This window comes from Streptomyces sp. NPDC018610, assembly GCF_044391765.1.
Taxonomy (GTDB): domain Bacteria; phylum Actinomycetota; class Actinomycetes; order Streptomycetales; family Streptomycetaceae; genus Streptomyces.
Genome location: NZ_JBISAL010000002.1, coordinates 721992 through 742416, shown reverse-complemented (window position 1 = coordinate 742416; position 20425 = coordinate 721992). Strand labels below are relative to the sequence as shown.

Below are 20425 nucleotides of genomic sequence, written 5' to 3'. Positions count from 1 at the left end.
TCGGCGCAAGCTCCAGTAGGGAGTCAAGTGAGCAGTGGTGTCAAGGGTGTTGGGTGCGGCATTCGGGCGTGAAGTCGTGGATATTTCCGGCAAGGCACCCGCGGGCGGCTCATATTTCCGTGAGGTCTCAACTCGGAAAAGACCGACAGGGAACCTTGTGTTCGATCTTGCTCCGTCACCTGTGAGTGGACTATACCTGTCGGCGTCCGTGAAGCCGTTCGACCTGGCGACAGCGGTACCGGGGGAGCCGGAAAGGTGGTTCGGCGTGCGAAACGCGCCGTCCTCCTTGTTTTCTCGGCAATCCCGGTGGATGACGCACGAAGTACTTCCTGCACGACCCAGCTTGGCCTACCGCGGTGCCGGGGAGGATCCGGTTCACCGCCTGAGTCCTGGAGAAGGCGAGGACTTGCGCATGGGATCCACTTCCGCCGAGAACCACGGGGGCGTCGGCCGCCGCGACCTGATCAAGAGGTCCGCGGCCCTCGGGCTGATCTCCGTACCCGCGATGAGCCTCCTGTCCGCGTGCGCCAGCGGTGGCGGCGACGGCCAGGGCAAGGCCAAGGCGGGCAAGAAGACAGCGAAGAATCCGCTCGGTGTCAATGACACCGCGCAGATGGAATTCGTTCTGTTCGACGGCGGTTTCGGCAAGGAGTACGCCGAGGACGCGGTCAAGATCTACGAGAAGGACTTCCCCAAGGCGAAGGTGAAGTTCGCCGCGACGCAGAAGATCCAGTCCACGCTCCAGCCCCGGTTCAACGGCGGCACGCCGCCGGACCTCATCGACAACTCCGGCGCCGAGCAGATGGACATGGGCGGACTGGTCGGAAAGAACCAGCTCGCCGACCTCACCCCCCTGCTGGACGCGGCGTCCTACGACGATCCGTCGAAGAAGGTCCGCGACACGCTGCGGCCCGGCATCGTGGAGATGGGCCAGTTCGACGGCAAGCCGGTCTGGATCCTCTACTACGCCTACACGGTCTACGGCGTCTGGTATTCCCAGAAGGCCCTGGACTCGCTGGACGAGAAATACCCCGAGACCTGGGACGAAATGATCAAGGTCTGCCAGAAAGCCCAGAAGAAGGGCATGGCCGGCTGGACCTACGCGGGCAAGTACCCCTACTACCTCCCCTTCTCGCTCTACCCGATGATCGGCAAGGTCGGCGGCCGTGAGGTCCTGGACGCCATCGACAACCTGGAGCCGAACGCCTGGAAGCACCCGGCCGTCAAGACCTGTTTCGAGGCCTACTACGAGCTCTACAAGAGGGGCTTCATCCTCAAGGGCACGCCGGGCCTGGACCACATCCAGTCGCAGACCGCCTGGGCCAAGGGCAAGGCGCTGTTCATCCCGAACGGCTCCTGGGTGGAGAACGAGTCCGCGCCCGTGATCCCGGACGACTTCGACCTCGCGGTCTCCGCGCCCAGCGGACTGGACGGCAACGACAAGATGCCGTTCGGCACCATCTGGGCCTCCGGCGGCGAGCCCTTCATCGTCCCGGCCAAGGCCGCCAACCCGGCGGGCGGCATGGAGCAGCTGCGCATCATGCTCAGCGAGGCGTCCTCCAAGAACTTCACGGCCAAGGTGAAGTCGCTGACCGCCTACAACGGCGGCACCTCCGGCATCGAGCTGACCCCGGGTCTGAAGTCGGGCGTGGCGGCGCTGGAGAAGGCCGGCTCCAATGTGCTGAACCCGCGCATGCAGGACTGGTACGTGCAGCTCCAGAAGGAGAAGATCGGCGTGGCCGGTCTCGGCGAGATGATGGCCGGCCGCGCCACCCCGGCGGAGACCATCAAGAAGATCCAGGGCTTCGCCGACGAGGCCGCCAAGGACACGTCGATCAAGCACTACAAGCACCAGTGAGGGTCCGTCACCAGGGACCGCCCGGCCGGCGCCGGGCGGTCCCTGGCGGCACCGTCCGCCCTTCAGATCGGGGTCACCAGCAATGCAGCACGGCAAGTACCGGTTCATCGTGGGGTTCCTGGCGCTGCCCCTCGGGATGTACGCGCTCTTCGTCGTCTGGCCGTTCGTCCAGTCCATCTACTACTCGTTCACGGACTGGACCGGTCTGAGTCCCGACTTCTCGATGGTCGGCTTCGACAACTACAAGAGGATGCTCGACGACGAGATCTTCTGGAAGTCGTTGCAGCACAGTCTGCTGTTCGCCCTCGTGCTGCCGGTGGTGACGCTCGGCCTGGCGCTGTTCTTCGCCTTCATGATCAATGTCGGCGGCCGGCGCAGGAAGGGCGGGCCGGCCGTCACCGGCGTCCGCGGCTCCGGCTTCTACAAGATCGTCTACTTCTTTCCGCAGGTGCTGTCGATCGCCATCGTCGCCCTGCTGTTCGCTTTCGCGTACAACCCGGACAGCGGAGCGATCAACTCGCTGCTGCGCGGGATCGGGCTGGACGGCCTCCAGCCGCTGTGGCTGGGCGACCCGGACCTCGCCCTGTGGTGCGTGATGGCCGTGCTGGTCTGGTCGCAGGTCGGCTTCTTCGTGGTCCTCTTCTCCGCCGGTATGGCCTCCATCCCGGCGGATCTGTACGAGGCGGCGCTGCTGGACGGCGCCGGCCGCGCGGCCACCTTCTTCCGGATCACCCTGCCGCTGCTGTGGGACACCGTGCAGTCCGGCTGGGTCTACATGGGCATCCTCGCGCTCGGCGCGGAGTCGTTCGCGGTCGTACAGATCATGACGACCGGACCGGGCGGCCCCGACTACTCGACCACCGTCATGGTCCTGTACGTGTACCAGAAGGCGTTCCGTGACGGTCAGGCCGCCTACGCCACCACGATCGGCGTCGCCCTGCTGCTCGTCACCCTGGCCTTCGCGGCCGTGGTCATGCGGCTGGGCCGGCGCGAGCGGCTGGAGTTCTGAGCATGAAAACGACCGAGCCCCCCACCCCCCTGCCGGCCGAGTCCGGCGCCCCCGTCGCCGAGGCCGGCGCACCGGCCGGCGCCGCGCCCCGGCGGACGAGGGAAGGCGGCGTCCTCAACGTCTTCTCGCACGGCGTCCTGATCATCTGGGCGATCATGGTCGTCATGCCGCTGGTGTGGGCGGTGATGACGTCCTTCAAGAGCGACGGGGCGATCTTCAGCTCGCCCTGGGCGCTGCCCGACAAATTGCACTTCGACAACTGGGCGCGGGCCTGGACCGACGCCCACATGAGCGACTACTTCCTCAACACCGTCCTGGTGGTGGGCGGCTCGCTCATCGGCACGCTGGTGCTCGGGTCGATGGCCGCCTACGTGCTGGCCCGCTTCGACTTCCCGGGCAACCGCTTCATCTACTACCTCTTCATCGGCGGCATGAGCTTCCCGGTCATGCTGGCGCTGGTCCCGTTGTTCTACGTAGTGAACAACATGGGGCTGCTGAACACGATCCACGGCCTGATCCTGGTCTACATCGCCTACTCGCTGCCCTTCACGGTCTTCTTCCTGACCGCGTTCTTCCGGACGCTGCCGGTTTCGGTGGCGGAGGCGGCGTTCGTGGACGGCGCCTCGCACACCCGGACGTTCTTCCAGATCATGCTGCCGATGGCCAAGCCGGGCCTGATCAGCGTGGGGATCTTCAACTTCCTGGGTCAGTGGAACCAGTACATGCTGCCCACGGTGCTCAACACCGACCCGGACAAGCACGTGCTCACCCAGGGTCTGGTCGAGCTGGCCGTCAGCCAGGGCTACAAGGGCGACTGGTCCGGTCTCTTCGCCGGCCTGGTGATGGCGATGCTGCCGGTCCTGGCGGCGTACATCATCTTCCAGCGCCAGGTGGTGCAGGGCCTGACGGCGGGCGCACTGAAGTAGCGCCCTGAGCCTTCCTCGCCCTTCCCGCACGTCGTGGCCCCGATGCCGTCCCCGGTCCGCCGGGGGCGGCATCGGCGTGCTCTCGGCGTGCCTGTACCACGCCCCTCGTGGGGTGTCCATGTACCCGGAAACGGTTCAACCTCTTGACGGGAGGCAACCCGAACGGCTCATCTTAGAGTTCACTTGTTGGACATGGACGGGGCCTCGCCGAAGCGGCCCCGCGCTCAGGAGGTCGTCGTGGAGACTCCAGGGTCGCAGTCATCGCTGCACCGAGCCAACCTGGAGCGGGTCGTACGTGCCGTGCGTCTTGCCGGATCCCTCACACAGGCGGAGATCGCACGGACCACGGGTCTGTCCGCGGCGACGGTCTCCAACATCGTGCGGGAGCTGAAGGACGGCGGAACGGTCCAGGTCACGCCCACGTCCGCGGGCGGCCGCAGGGCGCGCAGCGTGTCCCTCAGCGGAGACGCCGGGATCGTGATCGGCGTCGATTTCGGGCACGCCCACCTACGGGTGGCGATCGGCAACCTGGCCCACCAGGTACTGGCCGAGGAGTCCGAGCCACTGGACGTCGACGCCTCCTGGGTGCAGGGCTTCGACCGGGCGGAAGAGCTGGTCAACCGCCTGATCGCGGTCACCGGGGTCGACCGCTCCAAGATCGCCGGCGTCGGTCTGGGCGTGCCGGGGCCCATCGACGTGGAGTCCGGCACGCTGGGCTCCACGGCCATCCTGCCGGGCTGGGGCGGCATCAAGCCCGCCGAGGAGCTGCGGGGGCGCCTCGGCGTGCCGGTGCACGTGGACAACGACGCCAACCTCGGCGCCCTGGGCGAGCTGGTGTGGGGCAGCGGGCGCGGGGTCCGCGACCTGGCCTACATCAAGATCGCCAGCGGTGTGGGCGCCGGGTTGGTGATCAACGGGAAGATCTACCGCGGCCCCGGCGGCACGGCGGGCGAGATCGGGCACATCACGCTCGACGAGTCCGGCCCGGTCTGCCGCTGCGGCAACCGCGGCTGCCTGGAGACGTTCACCGCGGCCCGCTACGTCCTGCCGCTGCTCCAGCCCAGTCACGGCACCGACCTGACCATGGAGGGCGTCGTACGGCTCGCCCGGGACGGCGATCCGGGCTGCCGCCGGGTGATCGCCGACGTCGGGCGCCACGTCGGCAGCGGGGTCGCCAATCTCTGCAACCTCCTCAACCCGAGCCGGGTCGTCCTCGGCGGCGACCTCGCCGAGGCCGGCGAGCTGGTCCTCGGGCCCATCAGGGAGTCCGTGGGCCGCTACGCCATCCCCAGCGCGGCGCGCCAACTGTCGGTGCTCCCGGGGGCACTTGGCGGCCGTGCGGAGGTGCTCGGGGCGCTCGCCCTCGCACTGAGCGAAATGGGTGATTCGACCCTTCTGGACGGCGTGCTGTCCACAGCCGCGCCCGCCTTCACTTAGAGAACGGATGGCACCGTTGCCATCTCGTTAAGGATTTACTTCTTGACGTCGCACGTGTGGCCGAGTTGACTTCCAGCCACCTCGGCCGCAACGACGCGGCCTCGTCAGGGAGGTTTGAAGAAGTGAACACGCGTATGCGTCGTGCGGCCTTCGCCGTTGCTGCTGGTGCCATGGCCGTCTCGCTCGCCGCTTGCGGCAGCGCCAAGGAGTCCGGCGACAAGGCCGACAGCCCGAAGTCGAGCGCCCCCAAGGGCGACGACATCACCGTCGGTCTGCTCCTGCCCGAGAACCAGACCGCTCGTTACGAGAAGTTCGACAAGCCGATCATCGAGAAGCAGATCTCTCAGCTCACGAACGGCAAGGGCAAGGTCGAGTACCTCAACGCCAAGCAGGACGCGACCCTCCAGTCGCAGCAGATCGACACGATGATCACCAAGAAGGTCGACGTGCTGATCCTCGACGCGGTCGACTTCAAGGCCGTCGCCCAGGGCGTGAAGAAGGCGAAGGAGGCCGGCATCCCGGTCGTCGCCTACGACCGCCTCGCCGAGGGCCCCATCGCCGCCTACACCTCGTTCGACAACGAGGAGGTCGGCAAGACGCAGGGTGAGGCCCTGCTGAAGGCCCTGGGCGGCAAGGCCAAGTCCGGCAAGGTCGTCATGATGAACGGCTCCGTGACCGACCCGAACGCCGCGCAGTTCAAGAAGGGCGCCCACGAGGTGCTCGACGGCAAGGTGAACGTCGGCAAGGAGTACGACACCAAGGAGTGGAAGCCGGAGAACGCCAACGCCAACATGGAGGGCGCCATCTCCGCCCTCGGCAAGGACAAGATCGTCGGCGTCTACTCCGCCAACGACGGCATGGCGGGCGGCATCATCACCGCGCTCAAGGGCGCGGGCATCAAGACGCTGCCCCCGGTCACCGGCCAGGACGCCGAACTCGCGGGCGTGCAGCGCATCATCGCGGGCGAGCAGTACATGAGCGTGTTCAAGTCCTACCCGCAGGAGGCCGAGACCGTCGCCAAGATGGCCGTCTCGATCGCCAAGACCGGCAAGATCGACAGCTCGCTGAACACCAGCACCGTCGACAGCGGCACCGAGAAGGGCATCCCGTCGGTGATCGTCCCCGTCGTCTCCCTGACGAAGGACAACGTCAGCGACACGGTCGTCAAGCAGGGCTACTACACGGTCGGTGAGATCTGCACCGCCAAGTACAAGGCCGCCTGCGCCAAGATCGGTCTGAAGTAGTACCCCGGGGCCGCCCACGGCGGCCCCGCCGACCTGCACGGGCGACCGCGCCCATCGAACGCGCGCACCCGTGTCAGCACGTCCGGCGCCCCGCCGCCGACAGCCCCGCAGCACAACGGCGGGGCGCCGGACGAACGCACCCCCCTCACTCTTCTTGTTCAACCTCCCGCCGGGGTCAGGCTCAGGCGGCGAAGGAGATGGTTCACGTGTCCGCTACGCCCGTGCTGGCGTTGCGCGGGGTCTCCAAGCGATTCGGTGCCGTCCAGGCGCTCACCGACGTAGAGCTTGAGGTCCACGCCGGAGAGGTGGTCGCCCTCGTCGGCGACAACGGCGCCGGTAAGTCCACCCTTGTCAAGACGATCGCCGGCGTGCACCCCATCGATGACGGTGTCATCGAGTGGGAGGGCAAGGCCGTGGCGGTCAACCGGCCGCACGACTCCCAGAACCTGGGCATCGCGACGGTGTACCAGGACCTCGCCCTGTGCGACAACATCGATGTCGTCGGCAACCTGTTCCTCGGCCGCGAGATCAAGCGCCGCGGAGTCCTGGACGAGGTCGAGATGGAGCGCCGCTCGCGCGAGCTGCTCCAGACCCTGTCCATCCGCATCCCCAGCGTGCGCATCCCGATCGCCTCGCTCTCCGGCGGTCAGCGCCAGGTCGTGGCCATCGCCCGCTCCATGCTCGGCGAGCCCAAGCTGGTCATCCTCGACGAGCCGACGGCCGCCCTCGGCGTCGAGCAGACCGCCCAGGTCCTCGACCTCGTCGAGCGCCTGCGCGAGCGCGGCCTCGCGGTCATCCTCATCAGCCACAACATGGCCGATGTGAAGGCCGTCGCCGACAAGGTCGCCGTCCTGCGGCTCGGCCGCAACAACGGCGTGTTCGAGGTCAAGACGACCTCGCAGGAAGAGATCATCTCCGCCATCACCGGCGCCACGGACAACGCCGTGACCCGTCGTGCGGCGCGCACCACCGCGGAGGCTCAGAAGTGAGCATCGACAAGACCCAGGCCCCGGCCGACGCCCCCGTGGACGCGCCCGCCGCCGCGGCCGACGCGGCCCCCGCCGTCGACCCCCGACTCCTCGTGCGCGAGCAGGGCTTCGCCGGCTACCTCGGCGAGTTCAAGCGCAAGATGCGCGCCGGCGACCTCGGCGCCCTGCCGGTCGTCATCGGCCTCATCGTCATCTGCGCGATCTTCCAGAGCCTCGACTCGGCCTTCCTGGGCGCGGAGAACCTCAACAACATCTTCGTCGCCATGGTGGCCACCGGCATGATGTCGGTCGGCATCATCTTCGTGCTGCTGCTCGGCGAGATCGACCTGTCGGTCGGCTCCGTCTCCGGCGTCTCCTCGGCCATCCTGGCCGTCATGAGCGTCACCCACGGCGTCAACGAGTGGGTGGCCGTCGTCGCCGCCCTCGCGGCCGGCGCGGTCATCGGCGCCCTGCACGGCTTCTTCTTCGCCCGGATCGGCGCGCCCGCCTTCGCCGTCACCCTGGCGGGCCTGCTGTTCTGGAACGGCTTCATGCTCCAGGTCCTGGGCTCCAACGGCACCGTCAACATCGACGGCGACGGCGTGGTCGGCAAGCTCACCACGTACTACTTCTCGGACGTGGCCGCCGCCTACCTCCTGGCCGTCGTCGCGGTCGCCGGGTACTTCCTGTCGGCCTTCCTCGGCAACCGCCGCCGCGAGGCCGCGGGCATCCCGTCGCGTCCGCTGAGCGACATCGTGCTGCGCACCGTGCTGCTCGCGATCGCCGCGTTCGCCGTGGCGATCATGTTCAACCAGTACAAGGGCCTGCCGCTCGCGGTGCTGCTCTTCGCGATCGTCCTGGTGGGCAGCGACTTCGTGCTGCGCCGCACCGCGTACGGCCGCAAGGTCTTCGCGCTCGGCGGCAGCGTCGAGGCCTCCCGCCGCGCCGGCATCAACGTCACCCTGGTCCGTGTCTCGGTCTTCGCCATCGCGGGCTTCTTCGCCTCGGTCGGCGGTCTGTTCTGGGCCTCCAAGATCGCGGCCGCCAACCAGAGCGCCGGCTCCGGCGACCTGCTGATGAACGTCATCGCCGCGGCCGTCATCGGCGGCACCAGCCTCTTCGGCGGCCGGGGCCGCACCTGGAACGCGCTGCTCGGTGTGCTGGTGATCACCTCGATCCAGTACGGCCTGGCGCTGCAGGGCATCGCCACCCCGATCCAGTACATGATCACCGGTGGCGTGCTGCTCGCCACGGTCGTCATCGACTCGGTCACCCGCAAGACCCAGAAGTCGGCCGGCCGCGCCTGAGCGACCAATGCCGCACGAGGAGTGTGCCCGGCACCGGGGACGGTGCCGGGCACACCCGCGTCCGGGGCCGGTGACCGGCGCCGGGTGCACCCGCGTTCCCGGCGGTGACCGGTGACCGGTGACCCGCGGCGCCCGCGGTCCGGTCCTCGGCCGGCGGCCCGGGGGCGCCGCGGGTCCGGATGGGCCGTGGACCGTGGGCGGCAGGGGCTCGGTGAGCCGCGTGCCTGCCGCCCGGCTGAGCCGTGCGCCGTGGGCGGTACGGGCCCCTGACGGGCACAGGCCCCATGGACGGCACGGGCCCAAGGGGCCGCGCGCCGCGGCTGACGGCGGGTCGGACGCGGTGCGCGCGGACGTGAGGACGGTCACGGTTCGGACGCCGACGGGTCTGGCGTGCGCAGGTCATGGCACCCCGCCCGCGGGGTACAGCCGTTCGCGTGACCTACGACCCACCGCCCGGACATCGGCCGCCGAGGCGGAACATTAGACTCGACAAGCCCGCCGAAAGCTCGATCAGCTCTACTGCAAGGAGGCACGGGTGCCGCTGCTGACCCGCATCAGGGGACCGCGCGATCTGGACCGGCTCAGCCTGGAGGAGCTGGATCAGCTGGCAGAGGAAATCCGGACCTTCCTGGTCGACGCCGTCTCCAAGACCGGCGGCCACCTCGGGCCCAACCTCGGTGTGGTCGAGCTGACCATCGCCCTGCACCGCGTCTTCCACTCGCCCACCGACAAGGTGCTGTGGGACACCGGCCACCAGTCCTATGTGCACAAGCTGCTCACGGGCCGCCAGGACTTCTCGAAGCTGAAGATGAAGGGCGGCCTGTCCGGCTACCCCTCGCAGGCAGAGTCCGAGCACGACGTCATCGAGAACAGCCACGCCTCCACCGTCCTCGGCTGGGCCGACGGCATCGCCAAGGCCAACGAGGTCCTCGAGCGCGACGCCCATGTCGTGGCCGTCATCGGCGACGGGGCCCTGACCGGCGGCATGGCCTGGGAGGCCCTCAACAACATCGCCGACGCCAAGGACCGCCCGCTCGTCATCGTCGTCAACGACAACGAGCGCTCCTACGCGCCCACCATCGGCGGCCTCGCCAACCACCTCGCCACCCTGCGCACCACCGACGGCTACGAGCGCTTCCTCGCCCGCACCCGCGAGGTGCTGGAGCGCACCCCCGTCGTCGGCCGGCCGCTCTACGAGACGCTGCACGGCGCCAAGAAGGGCCTGAAGGACTTCATCGCTCCCCAGGGCATGTTCGAGGACCTCGGCCTCAAGTACGTCGGCCCGATCGACGGCCACGACATCGAGGCCCTGGAGTCCGCGCTCACCCGCGCCAAGCGCTTCGGCGGCCCGGTCATCGTGCACTGCCTCACCGAGAAGGGCCGCGGCTACCAGCCCGCCCTCCAGGACGAGGCCGACCGCTTCCACGCCGTCGGCAAGATCCACCCCGACACCGGCCTGCCCATCGCCACCTCCGGCGCCGACTGGACGTCCGTCTTCGGCGAGGAGATGGTGAAGCTCGGCAAGGAGCGCAAGGACGTCGTCGCCATCACCGCGGCCATGCTCCAGCCGGTCGGCCTCGACAAGTTCGCCAAGGCCTTCCCCGACCGGGTCTACGACGTCGGCATCGCCGAGCAGCACGGCGCCGTCTCCGCGGCCGGCCTCGCCCACGGCGGCGTCCACCCCGTCTTCGCCGTCTACGCCACCTTCCTCAACCGCGCCTTCGACCAGGTGCTGATGGACGTCGCCCTGCACAAGTGCGGTGTCACCTTCGTCCTGGACCGGGCCGGCGTCACCGGCACCGACGGCGCCTCCCACAACGGCATGTGGGACATGTCCATCCTCCAGGTCGTGCCCGGCCTCAGGCTGGCCGCCCCGCGCGACGCCGACCAGGTCCGCGCCCAGCTGCGCGAGGCCGTCCAGGTCGACGACGCCCCGACCGTCGTCCGCTTCTCCAAGGGCGCCGTCGGTCCCGCCGTGCCCGCCGTCGGCCGCGTCGGCGGCATGGACGTACTGCGCGAGCCCGGCACCGACACCCCCGACGTCCTGCTCGTCTCGGTCGGCGCGCTCGCCCCGATGTGCCTGGAGATCGCCGGCCTGCTGGACAAGCAGGGCATCTCCACCACCGTCGTGGACCCGCGCTGGGTCAAGCCCGTCGACGAGGCCATGGCCCCGCTGGCCGAACGGCACCGCGTGGTCGTCACCGTCGAGGACAACTCCCGCGTCGGCGGCGTGGGCTCGACGATCGCCCAGGCGCTGCGCGACGCGGGCGTCGACGTGCCGCTGCGCGACTTCGGCATCCCGCCGCGCTTCCTCGACCACGCCTCGCGCGCCGAGGTCATGGCGGAGATCGGCCTCACCGCGCCCGACATCGCCCGCCAGGTCACGGGCCTCGTCGCCAGGCTCGACGGCCGCTTCGAACGCCCGGCCGCCGAGGTGGACCAGACGGCGCAGCCCGCGCGCGACTGACGGCGCGGGGCCCGCGCGCGACCGCCCCGGCGGTCCGCCCGCGCGACCGCCCGCTCACTCCCGACCGGCTCCGGCCCGGCCGCGGCCCGGCCCCGCCCAAGTCGCACGGACGCCGCAACGGGCCGGTTCCGCCACCCGTCACGGGTGGCGGAACCGGCCCGCCTGCGTGAACCTGCCTGTGCGGGGGCATACGCATCCCCAGCCCTCTCGATCATGTCGAGCCATGTCGAGGACGACGCGCGTGGGAGGTAGGCCCGTGAGCAATTCGCTGTTCCGGACGAAGAACATCGAACAGTCGATCCGCGACACCGAGGAACCCGAGCACGCGCTGAGGAAGTCCCTCTCCGCCCTCGACCTGACCGTCTTCGGCGTCGGCGTCATCATCGGCACCGGCATCTTCGTCCTCACCGGCACGGCCGCCAAGAACACCGCCGGCCCCGCCGTGGCCCTCTCCTTCGTCGTCGCCGGCGTGGTCTGCGCGCTCGCCGCGCTCTGCTACGCCGAGTTCGCCTCCGCCGTCCCCGTCGCCGGATCGGCGTACACCTTCTCCTACTCCTCGCTCGGCGAGTTCCCCGCCTGGATCATCGGCTGGGACCTGGTGCTGGAGCTCGCGCTCGGCACGGCGGTGGTGTCCGTCGGCTGGTCGGGCTACATCCACTCGCTGCTCGACAACGCCGGCTGGCACCTGCCCCCGTACGTCGCCGGCCGCGACAGCGCCTCCGGATTCGGCTTCGACATCCTCGCCGCCGCCCTCGTCCTGGTCCTCACCGCGATCCTCGTCGTCGGCATGAAGCTCTCCGCACGCGTCACCTCGGTCGTCGTCGCGATCAAGGTGGCCGTCGTGCTCGTCGTGATCATCGCGGGCGCCTTCTTCGTCAAGGGCGGCAACTACGATCCCTTCGTCCCGCCGTCGCAGCCGGTGCCGGCGGGCGGCAACCTCAAGGCCCCGCTCATCCAGCTGATGATCGGCTGGGCGCCCTCCGACTTCGGCGTCATGGGCGTCTTCACGGCCGCCTCCGTCGTCTTCTTCGCCTTCATCGGCTTCGACGTCGTGGCCACCGCCGCCGAGGAGACCCGGAATCCGCAGCGCGACGTCCCGCGCGGCATCCTCGGCTCACTGATCATCTGCACCACGCTCTACGTCGCCGTGTCGATCGTCGTGACGGGCATGCAGAAGTACAGCGAACTCTCCGTGGACGCTCCGCTCGCCGACGCCTTCAAGTCCACCGGGCACCCCTGGTTCGCGGGTCTGATCAGCTTCGGCGCGGCCGTCGGCCTGACCACGGTGTGCATGATCCTGTTGCTGGGCCAGTCCCGCGTCTTCTTCGCGATGAGCCGCGACGGCCTGCTGCCCCGCTTCTTCTCCCACACCCACCCGCGCTTCCGCACCCCCTACCGCCCGACGATCCTCCTCGGCGTCGTCATCGCGATCGTCGCGGGCTTCACCAGCCTCAGCGTGCTGGCCGAGCTGGTGAACATCGGCACGCTGTTCGCCTTCATCGTGGTCGCCATCAGCGTGATCATCCTGCGCAACACGCGCCCGGACCTGCACCGTGCCTTCCGCACGCCCTGGGTGCCGGTCGTCCCGATCCTCTCGGTCTGCGCCTCCCTGTGGCTGATGCTGAACCTGCCCGCCGAGACCTGGATCCGCTTCGCGATCTGGATGGCGATCGGCTTCGTCGTCTACTTCCTCTACGGCCGCACCCACAGCCGCCTGGCGGAACGCGAACGGGCCGCCTCCGGGGGCACCTCCGGCACACCCGGAGCGGGTGGCGCGGGCCGCGCCGAAGCCCCGTAGCCGGCCCGGCGGACCCGGCGGACCCGAGCACCGTACGACCGCCACCGAGCGCACCGGCCGGGACACCGCCTGGGAGGTCGACCGCGCATCGGCCGGGACCTCAACCACGCACGCGGCCGGCGAGGTCAGTCGCGCACCGATCGCGGCCCGGTGACCTCGGCGCCCAACTCGGTGACGCGGCGGCGCAGTTCCCGGTCGGCGGTGACGACCAGCGCGGGGCGGCCGGCGGCCTGCCCGACCAGTTCGACGATACGGTCGTCCCCGCTGCCGGGCGCGGTCTCGACCCGTACGCCCGGCACCGCGCCGACGCCGGCGGCCGCGCCCTCGACGACCAGGACGATCTCCGCCCGTTCGGCCAGGCGCGGCACCCCGTCCGCGGCCAGCCGGTCCCGCAACCGCTCCGCGGCCCCCCGGCGGTCGCGCCACCAGCCGTCGGGCACCGACCCGACGACGTTCGCGCCGTCGACGATCACGAGCAGGGGGAGGTTCTCGGGCCTGAGGTCCATGGGCTCAGGGTAGGCCGCCCGGCCGCGGCGCTTCCGCCCTCGAAGGCGCGCGGCCACGACGACGGCGCACCCGCCGGCGGGCCGGTGGCCCGGGGGGCCGGGACAGGTCGCGCGGCGGGCGCGGATAAAGTGACCCGGTGAACGGCGACTGGCTCATACGCGGGCGCGACGGCCTGCTCAGTGTCTACCTCCCCTCGGGCGACGCCCTGCTGTGCCGGGCCGAGCGGTGGCCCGGCGGCCCCTGGGAGGCCCCCCGCAAGGTGGGCGGCGACCAGCCGCTGTACCCGGCGGCGGCCGTCGGCCAGGGCGCCGACCGCTACGCCCACCTGGTCAGCTGGCGGCCCACCGTGCCCGGCGAGGCGGGCCTCGTGCACTCCACCCACTTCCGCCCCCGGCTCGCGCCCCTGGACTGGCACCCGATCGGCCACCCCAACCGGAAGGGCGACCGCACGAGCACGCCCGCCGTGGCGGTCGACGCCCAGGGCCGCGCCCACGTCTTCGTCCGCAACGGGGGCGGCGGCGTGAGCATGCTGGCCCAGGAGGAGAAGGGCGGCTGGGGCGCCTGGTGCGACGTGAAGGGCCGTGACGTCCAGGACGGCCTGGCGGCCGTCACGGGTGAGTCCGGCCGCGTGGAGCTCTACGCGGCGGCGCCCGGCGCGCTGCTGCACTGGCGTCAGGAGGAGCCGGGCGGACGGCCGGTCCTCGGCGAGCGGATGGAGACCTCGGTGCGCCCGGGCACCCTCCGGGCGCTCGCGACGTCGGCCGAGGAGACCACGGTCTTCTACACCGACGAGTCGGGCGACCTGTGCGCCTGGCGGCCCGGCGGCAAGCCGACCACCGTCCTGCCCGCCGCGGGCCCCGGTCCGGCCGCCGCGGTGCGCTGCGAACTCGACGGCCACGACTGCACGTTGCTGGCCCAGCGCGCGACGAGCGGACGGGTGGCCTTCGCCGCCTATCCCACGCAGGAGGAGTCGGCGGGGGCCTGGTGGACCGAGTCGGGACCGCTCGTCCCGGTGGACGCCGAGGTCGCCCTCGTCACGGACGGCGACGGCCGCCTCATCGCGGCGACCCTGTCCCCCTCCACCGGCCGCCTCCTCCTCGCCCACCGCAAACAGGAACCCGGACTCGCACTGGAGGCGTGGCGGGAGGTGTGAGCCCCCGCGCCTGATCGCACGGTCGTTCGGCGTGTGCGCCATGATGGGGCCATGACCAGCGAGAAGCGCCGGAAGCTCATCGATGTCTGGAAGTGGATCCTCGCCTCGGCCGACACGCCCTGGGTGCTGTTCGAGCACGGCACCTGCGTGCTGCTGACGGAGCCCGAGGGGGATCCCGCCGAGCAGGCCACGCAGATCCTGAGGGAGTTCGGGCCCGTGAGCGTCGGCGGCCCGTCGGGGGACTTCAGCGTGCGTACGATCACCGGCGACGCCGGGTGGCTGGTCACCAGCCACCACCCGGACGTCGTCACCTTCGTCGCGCCCGACGAACCCGCCGACCCCTCGCACCTGGCCGTCGGCATCCACGGGCGGTCCAAGCGCCACGAGGACGGCACCGCGCCGCACGTCGTCCATGTCGAGGACGGCCGTCCGACCGCCCCCTGACACGCCGGTGCCCGGCACACCAGTCGGTGTGCCGGGCACCTCGCTCCGCTACGAAGCCGCTCAGGCGGGGACGCTCGCCACGCCCGGCTCCAGGAACCGCTTGCCGTTCACGCGTTCCGAGACGCCCTCGCGGTCCAGGTACGGCGTGATGCCGCCCAGGTGGAAGGGCCAGCCGGCGCCGGTGATCAGGCACAGGTCGATGTCCTGGGCCTCGGCGACGACGCCCTCGTCCAGCATCAGGCCGATCTCCTGGGCCACGGCGTCCAGGACGCGGGTGCGGACCTGCTCCTCCGTCAGGACGCTGTCGCCCTGCTTCAGGAGGGCGGCGACCTCCGGGTCCAGCTCGGGCTTGCCGCTGTCGTAGACGTAGAAGCCGCGCTTGCCGGCCTCGACGACCGCCTTGAGGTTCGGGGAGACCGTGAAGCGGTCCGGGAAGGCCTTGTTGAGGGTCTCCGAGACGTGCAGACCGATCGCCGGGCCGACCAGCTCCAGCAGGACCAGCGGCGACATCGGCAGGCCCAGCGGCTCGACCGCCTTCTCGGCGACCTCGACCGGGGTGCCCTCGTCGATGACGTTCTGGATCTCGCCCATGAAGCGGGTCAGGATGCGGTTCACGACGAACGCCGGGGCGTCCTTGACCAGGACCGCGGTCTTCTTCAGCTTCCTGGCCACCGCGAACGCGGTCGCCAGCGACGCGTCGTCCGTCTTCTCGCCGCGGACGATCTCCAGCAGCGGGAGGATCGCCACCGGGTTGAAGAAGTGGAAGCCGACGACCCGCTCGGGGTGCTTCAGCTTCGACGCCATCTCCGACACCGACAGGGACGAGGTGTTCGTCGCGAGGATCGCGTGCGCCGGGGCGACCGCCTCGACCTCCGCGAACACCTTCTGCTTGACGCCCATCTCCTCGAACACGGCCTCGATGATGAAGTCCGCGTCCGCGAAGCCCTCGGCCTTGTCCAGGACACCGGTCACCAGCGCCTTGAGGCGGTTGGCCTTGTCCTGGTTGATACGGCCCTTGCCCAGCAGCTTCTCGATCTCGGCGTGGACGTAGCCCACACCCTTGTCGACGCGCTCCTGGTCGATGTCCGTGAGGACGACCGGGACCTCCAGGCGGCGCAGGAAGAGCAGGGCCAGCTGCGAGGCCATCAGGCCCGCGCCGACCACGCCGACCTTCGTCACCGGGCGGGCCAGGTTCTTGTCCGGCGCGCCGGCGGGGCGCTTGCCGCGCTTCTGCACCAGGTTGAACGAGTAGATGCCGGCGCGCAGTTCGCCGCCCATGATCAGGTCCGCGAGGGCCTGGTCCTCGGCGTCGTAACCGGCCTGCAGGTCGCCGTCCTTGGCGGCGGCGATGATGTCCAGGGCGCGGTAGGCGGCCGGGGCGGCGCCGTGCACCTTGGAGTCGGCGACGAACCGGCCGCGCGCGACGGCCTGGTCCCAGCCCTCCCCGCGGTCGATCGCCGGGCGCTCGACGGCGATCTCGCCCTTGAGGACGGCCGCCGTCCAGATGAGCGACTGCTCCAGGAAGTCCGCGCCCTCGAAGATCGCGTCCGCGATGCCGAGTTCGTAGACCTGCTTGCCCTTGAGCTGCCGGTTCTGGTTGAGGCTGTTCTCGATGATGACGGTGACGGCCTTGTCCGCGCCGATCAGGTTCGGCAGCAGGGTGCAGCCGCCCCAGCCGGGGACCAGGCCGAGGAAGACCTCGGGCAGCGAGAACGCCGGCAGGGCCGCGGAGACCGTGCGGTAGCGGCAGTGCAGGCCGACCTCGACGCCGCCGCCCATCGCCGCGCCGTTGTAGTACGCGAAGGTGGGCACGGCCAGCCCGCCGAGGCGCTTGAAGACCTCGTGACCGCCCTTGCCGATGGCCAGCGCGTGGTCGTGCTGCTTGAGCAGCTCCACGCCCTTGAGGTCGGCGCCGACCGCGAAGATGAACGGCTTGCCGGTGATGCCGACGCCGACGATCTCGCCGTCCGCGGCCTCCTTCTCGACCTGGTCGATCGCGGTGTTCAGGTTCGCGAGCGACTGCGGGCCGAAGGTGGTCGGCTTGGTGTGGTCGAAGCCGTTGTCCAGGGTGATGAGCGCGAAGCGGCCCGCACCCAGCGGCAGGTCGAAGTGGCGTACGTGCGCCTGCGTGACGACCTCGTCCGGGAACAGCTCGGCCGCGCCCTTCAGGAGTTCAGCGGTGGTGCTCACTTGTCGCCTCCGTCGAAGTGCGGGTTCTCCCAGATGACCGTCGCGCCCATGCCGAAGCCGACGCACATGGTGGTCAGGCCGTAGCGGACCTGCGGCTGCTCCTCGAACTGGCGGGCCAGCTGCGTCATCAGGCGGACGCCGGAGGAGGCCAGCGGGTGACCGAAGGCGATCGCGCCGCCGTACTGGTTGACGCGCTCGTCGTCGTCCGCGATGCCGTAGTGGTCGAGGAAGGCCAGCACCTGCACGGCGAAGGCCTCGTTGATCTCGAACAGGCCGATGTCGGAGATGGACAGGCCGGCCTTGGCCAGCGCCTTCTCCGTGGCGGGGATCGGGCCGTAGCCCATGACCTCCGGCTCCACGCCCGCGAAGGCGTAGGAGACCAGGCGCATCTTGACCGGCAGGCCGTTCTCGCGGGCGAACTCCTCGCTCGCGATGACGGAGGCGGTGGCGCCGTCGTTCAGACCGGCCGCGTTGCCCGCGGTGACCCGGCCGTGCACACGGAACGGCGTCTTGAGGCCGGAGAGGTTCTCCAGCGTGGTGCCCGGGCGCATCGGCTCGTCGGCGGTGACCAGGCCCCAGCCGGTCTCGCCGCCCTCCGGGCTGGTGCGGCGCACGGAGATCGGGACCAGGTCGGCCTGGATCTTGCCGTTGGCGTACGCCTTGGCGGCCTTCTCCTGCGAGCGCACGGCGTACTCGTCGGCGCGCAGCTTGGTGATCTGCGGGTAGCGGTCGTGCAGGTTCTCCGCCGTCATGCCCATGAACAGGGCCGACTCGTCGACCAGCTTCTCGCTGACGAACCGCGGGTTGGGGTCGACGCCCTCGCCCATCGGGTGGCGGCCCATGTGCTCCACGCCGCCCGCGATGGCGACGTCGTACGCGCCGAAGGCGACCGAGCCGGCCACCGAGGTGACGGCGGTCAGCGCGCCCGCGCACATGCGGTCGATGGAGTAGCCGGGGACCGAGGTGGGCAGGCCCGCGAGGATGCCGGCCGTGCGGCCGATGGTCAGACCCTGGTCGCCGATCTGGGTGGTGGCGGCGATGGCGACCTCGTCGACCTTCTTCGGGTCGAGACCGGGGTTGCGGCGCAGCAGCTCCCGGATCGCCTTCACGACGAGGTCGTCGGCGCGGGTCTCGTGGTAGATGCCCTTCGGGCCCGCCTTGCCGAACGGGGTGCGGACGCCGTCGACGAAGACGACGTCCCTGACGGTACGAGGCACGATGGCTCTCCTCCAGGGTGCGGGATGGCACTGCTGCGGCGCGCAGATGCTGAGCGCGCGCTCAGCGCTCATGCTACTCGCGGGTAATGTAACTGCCCAGTCCCCCCGCCGGGAGCGGCGAAGGTCACACCGCGGGCGGCCACGATCCGCTACGTCACTTGTCCCACCCACCTGCCCGACTCGGCAAGCGACAGGGCCCGCCCGGGGCACCGCCCCGGCCCCCGGCGGGGACTCCGTCCCCTGCACCCCTGGGCCTGCCCGCACGGCCCGGCGGCCCCGGCCGGGCGGGCCTGTGGGGCCTGGCCGGGCGGGTCGGCCCCGGCCGGCGGGGGGAGGCCGGCGGCCGCCCGGGCCGTGAACACGGCTCGGGCGGTGCGCGCCGCTCGGGCGGTGGGCCAGGTCCGTCGGGTGGTGTTACGTGGTCGCGCCCTCGCCCGTCAGGGCGGTCACCAGTGCCGGTGTCACCTGCTCGATCTGCCACGGGCGGGCGCCCAAGCCGGCGAGGACGGCGGCGACGGAGTCGCGGTCGGCGGGCTTGGGCGGCTCCCAGCACAGCCGTCGCACGGTGTCCGGCGAGATTAGGTTCTCCTGGGGCATGTTCAGCCGTTCGGCCAGCGCGGTGACGGCGGCCCTGGCCGCCGAGAGCCGGGCCGCGGCGGCGGGGTCCTTGTCGGCCCAGGCCCGCGGCGGCGGGGGACCGGTCACCGCCTGTCCCGGCTGCGGCAGCGCCGACTCGGACAGGGCGCGGGCCCGGTCCACCGCGGCCTGCCACTGCTCCAGCTGGCGACGGCCGGTGCGGTGCCCGAAGCCGTTCAGCGCGGCGAGCGCGTGCACATTGGCGGGGACGGCGAGGGCGGCCTCGACGATGGCCGCGTCCGGCAGCACCTTGCCCGGCGAGACGTCACGCCGCTGCGCGATCCGGTCCCGGGTCTGCCACAGCTCCCGCACGACGGCGAGCTGCCGCCTGCGCCGCACCTTGTGCATCCCGGAGGTGCGCCGCCAGGGGTCCTTGCGGGGCTCGGGCGGCGGCGCCGTGGCGATGGCGTGGAACTCCTGCAGGGCCCACTCCAGCTTGCCCTGCCGCTCCAGTTCCTTCTCCAGCGCGTCACGCAGGTCGACGAGCAGCTCCACGTCGAGGGCGGCGTAGCGCAGCCAGGGCTCGGGCAGCGGCCGGGTGGACCAGTCGACGGCGGAGTGTCCCTTCTCCAGGACGAAGCCGAGCACGTTCTCGACCATCGCGCCGAGTCCGACCCGGGGGAACCCGGCGAGCCGGCCGGCCAGCTCGGTGTCGAACAGGCCGGTGGGCACCATGCCTATCTCGCGCAGGCACGGCAGGTCCTGGGTGGCGGCGTGCAGCACCCACTCGACGCCGGACAGCGCCTCGCCGAGGGCCGACAGGTCGGGACAGGCGGCGGGGTCTATCAGAGCCGTCCCGGCGCCCTCGCGGCGCAGCTGCACCAGATAGGCGCGCTGGCCGTAGCGGTAGCCGGAGGCCCGTTCGGCGTCGACGGCGACGGGACCGGAGCCGGCGGCGAAGGCCTCGACGGCCCGGGCGAGCGTGTCGGCGTCGGCGATGACGGGCGGAATGCCCTCGCGTGGTTCGAGCAGCGGTATCGGCGCCCCGGTGTCAGAAGTTCCGCCGTCGTCCGGAGGGGCGCCTCCGGTGGTTCGCAGTGAGCTGTCTGCTGCGGTTTCTTGGGCGTCGGTCACCTGTCAAGGGTATCCGTGGATGGACGGCGCCCGCCGACGGAACGTTCCGTCGGCGGGCGCCGGGGGGTCGTAAACCGGTCAGGTCGTCGACACGTCCGGTTCACGGCCGGAACTGGGGAGACGGGGCCGGCGCCTCATGGGGACAGTGCGCGGCGGGACGGTCGGGCGGCACGACGGACGTGAGGCAAAC

The 20425-nt window shown here is 70.7% G+C and carries 15 protein-coding genes; 11 read left to right on the top strand and 4 right to left on the bottom strand.

The features are described from left to right. Window positions 1–412 precede the first annotated feature (412 nt). The 9 genes from ngcE (at window position 413) to ACH5A8_RS08520 (ending at window position 13014) form a co-directional block, all read left to right on the top strand. The gene (ngcE, locus tag ACH5A8_RS08560) at window positions 413–1858 is read left to right on the top strand and encodes an N-acetylglucosamine/diacetylchitobiose ABC transporter substrate-binding protein (protein ID WP_398999378.1); all 1446 of its coding nucleotides are present in this window, start codon (window positions 413–415) and stop codon (window positions 1856–1858) included. Window positions 1859–1940: 82 nt separating this feature from the next. Further along, entirely contained in the window at window positions 1941–2867 is a 927-nt protein-coding gene (locus ACH5A8_RS08555) for a carbohydrate ABC transporter permease (protein WP_398999376.1), read from the top strand. Between the two features lie 2 nt (window positions 2868–2869). Further along, window positions 2870–3793 (top strand): carbohydrate ABC transporter permease, encoded by a 924-nt coding sequence (locus ACH5A8_RS08550; protein WP_398999374.1) that lies wholly within the window; start codon window positions 2870–2872, stop codon window positions 3791–3793. A gap of 237 nt (window positions 3794–4030) precedes the next feature. Beyond that, complete coding sequence (locus ACH5A8_RS08545; protein ID WP_398999372.1) at window positions 4031–5230, top strand: ROK family transcriptional regulator; 1200 nt, start codon at window positions 4031–4033, stop codon at window positions 5228–5230. A 122-nt stretch (window positions 5231–5352) separates the two neighbouring features. Beyond that, on the top strand, window positions 5353–6474 hold the full coding sequence (locus ACH5A8_RS08540) for a sugar ABC transporter substrate-binding protein (protein ID WP_398999370.1): 1122 nt from the start codon (window positions 5353–5355) through the stop codon (window positions 6472–6474). Window positions 6475–6671: 197 nt separating this feature from the next. Beyond that, entirely contained in the window at window positions 6672–7463 is a 792-nt protein-coding gene (locus ACH5A8_RS08535; RefSeq protein WP_398999368.1) for an ATP-binding cassette domain-containing protein, read from the top strand. After that, window positions 7460–8749, top strand: coding sequence for a sugar ABC transporter permease (locus ACH5A8_RS08530; RefSeq protein ID WP_398999366.1), 1290 nt, complete (start codon window positions 7460–7462; stop codon window positions 8747–8749). Before ACH5A8_RS08535 ends, ACH5A8_RS08530 begins: the two co-directional genes overlap by 4 nt. A gap of 535 nt (window positions 8750–9284) precedes the next feature. Then, entirely contained in the window at window positions 9285–11216 is a 1932-nt protein-coding gene (dxs, locus tag ACH5A8_RS08525) for a 1-deoxy-D-xylulose-5-phosphate synthase (RefSeq protein ID WP_398999364.1), read from the top strand. A 256-nt stretch (window positions 11217–11472) separates the two neighbouring features. Then, entirely contained in the window at window positions 11473–13014 is a 1542-nt protein-coding gene (locus tag ACH5A8_RS08520; protein WP_398999362.1) for an amino acid permease, read from the top strand. Between the two features lie 125 nt (window positions 13015–13139). Here the strand turns inward: ACH5A8_RS08520 and ACH5A8_RS08515 are convergent, their stop codons facing one another. After that, window positions 13140–13520 (bottom strand): NTP pyrophosphohydrolase, encoded by a 381-nt coding sequence (locus tag ACH5A8_RS08515; protein WP_398999360.1) that lies wholly within the window; start codon window positions 13518–13520, stop codon window positions 13140–13142. Window positions 13521–13657: 137 nt separating this feature from the next. Here ACH5A8_RS08515 and ACH5A8_RS08510 point away from each other — a divergent pair, with 137 nt between their 5' ends. Both ACH5A8_RS08510 and ACH5A8_RS08505 read left to right on the top strand, forming a co-directional pair. Further along, a complete protein-coding gene (locus ACH5A8_RS08510) occupies window positions 13658–14674 on the top strand; it encodes a hypothetical protein (protein ID WP_398999358.1) in 1017 nt (338 codons plus the stop codon). A 51-nt stretch (window positions 14675–14725) separates the two neighbouring features. Further along, window positions 14726–15118 carry a hypothetical protein gene (locus ACH5A8_RS08505; protein WP_398999356.1) on the top strand — a complete coding sequence of 131 codons (393 nt, stop codon included), beginning with the start codon at window positions 14726–14728 and terminating at the stop codon, window positions 15116–15118. A gap of 60 nt (window positions 15119–15178) precedes the next feature. Here the strand turns inward: ACH5A8_RS08505 and ACH5A8_RS08500 are convergent, their stop codons facing one another. The 3 genes from ACH5A8_RS08500 to ACH5A8_RS08490 form a co-directional block, all read right to left on the bottom strand. Further along, window positions 15179–17308 (bottom strand): 3-hydroxyacyl-CoA dehydrogenase NAD-binding domain-containing protein, encoded by a 2130-nt coding sequence (locus tag ACH5A8_RS08500; RefSeq protein ID WP_398999354.1) that lies wholly within the window; start codon window positions 17306–17308, stop codon window positions 15179–15181. Continuing rightward, window positions 17305–18525: a thiolase family protein gene (locus tag ACH5A8_RS08495; protein ID WP_398999352.1), complete on the bottom strand. Its 1221-nt coding sequence runs from the start codon at window positions 18523–18525 to the stop codon at window positions 17305–17307. The genes ACH5A8_RS08500 and ACH5A8_RS08495 overlap by 4 nt, the downstream gene beginning before the upstream one ends. Window positions 18526–18939: 414 nt before the next feature. Beyond that, window positions 18940–20235: an HRDC domain-containing protein gene (locus ACH5A8_RS08490; RefSeq protein ID WP_398999350.1), complete on the bottom strand. Its 1296-nt coding sequence runs from the start codon at window positions 20233–20235 to the stop codon at window positions 18940–18942. Window positions 20236–20425 lie beyond the last annotated feature (190 nt).

Coding starts and splice junctions, on each gene's coding strand:
- ACH5A8_RS08505 (WP_398999356.1), top strand. CDS start 14,726: ATGACCAGCGAGAAGCGCCGGAAGCTCATCGATGTCTGGAAGTGGATC.
- ACH5A8_RS08555 (WP_398999376.1), top strand. CDS start 1,941: ATGCAGCACGGCAAGTACCGGTTCATCGTGGGGTTCCTGGCGCTGCCC.
- ngcE (WP_398999378.1), top strand. CDS start 413: ATGGGATCCACTTCCGCCGAGAACCACGGGGGCGTCGGCCGCCGCGAC.
- ACH5A8_RS08550 (WP_398999374.1), top strand. CDS start 2,870: ATGAAAACGACCGAGCCCCCCACCCCCCTGCCGGCCGAGTCCGGCGCC.
- ACH5A8_RS08515 (WP_398999360.1), bottom strand. CDS start 13,520: ATGGACCTCAGGCCCGAGAACCTCCCCCTGCTCGTGATCGTCGACGGC.
- ACH5A8_RS08535 (WP_398999368.1), top strand. CDS start 6,672: ATGGTTCACGTGTCCGCTACGCCCGTGCTGGCGTTGCGCGGGGTCTCC.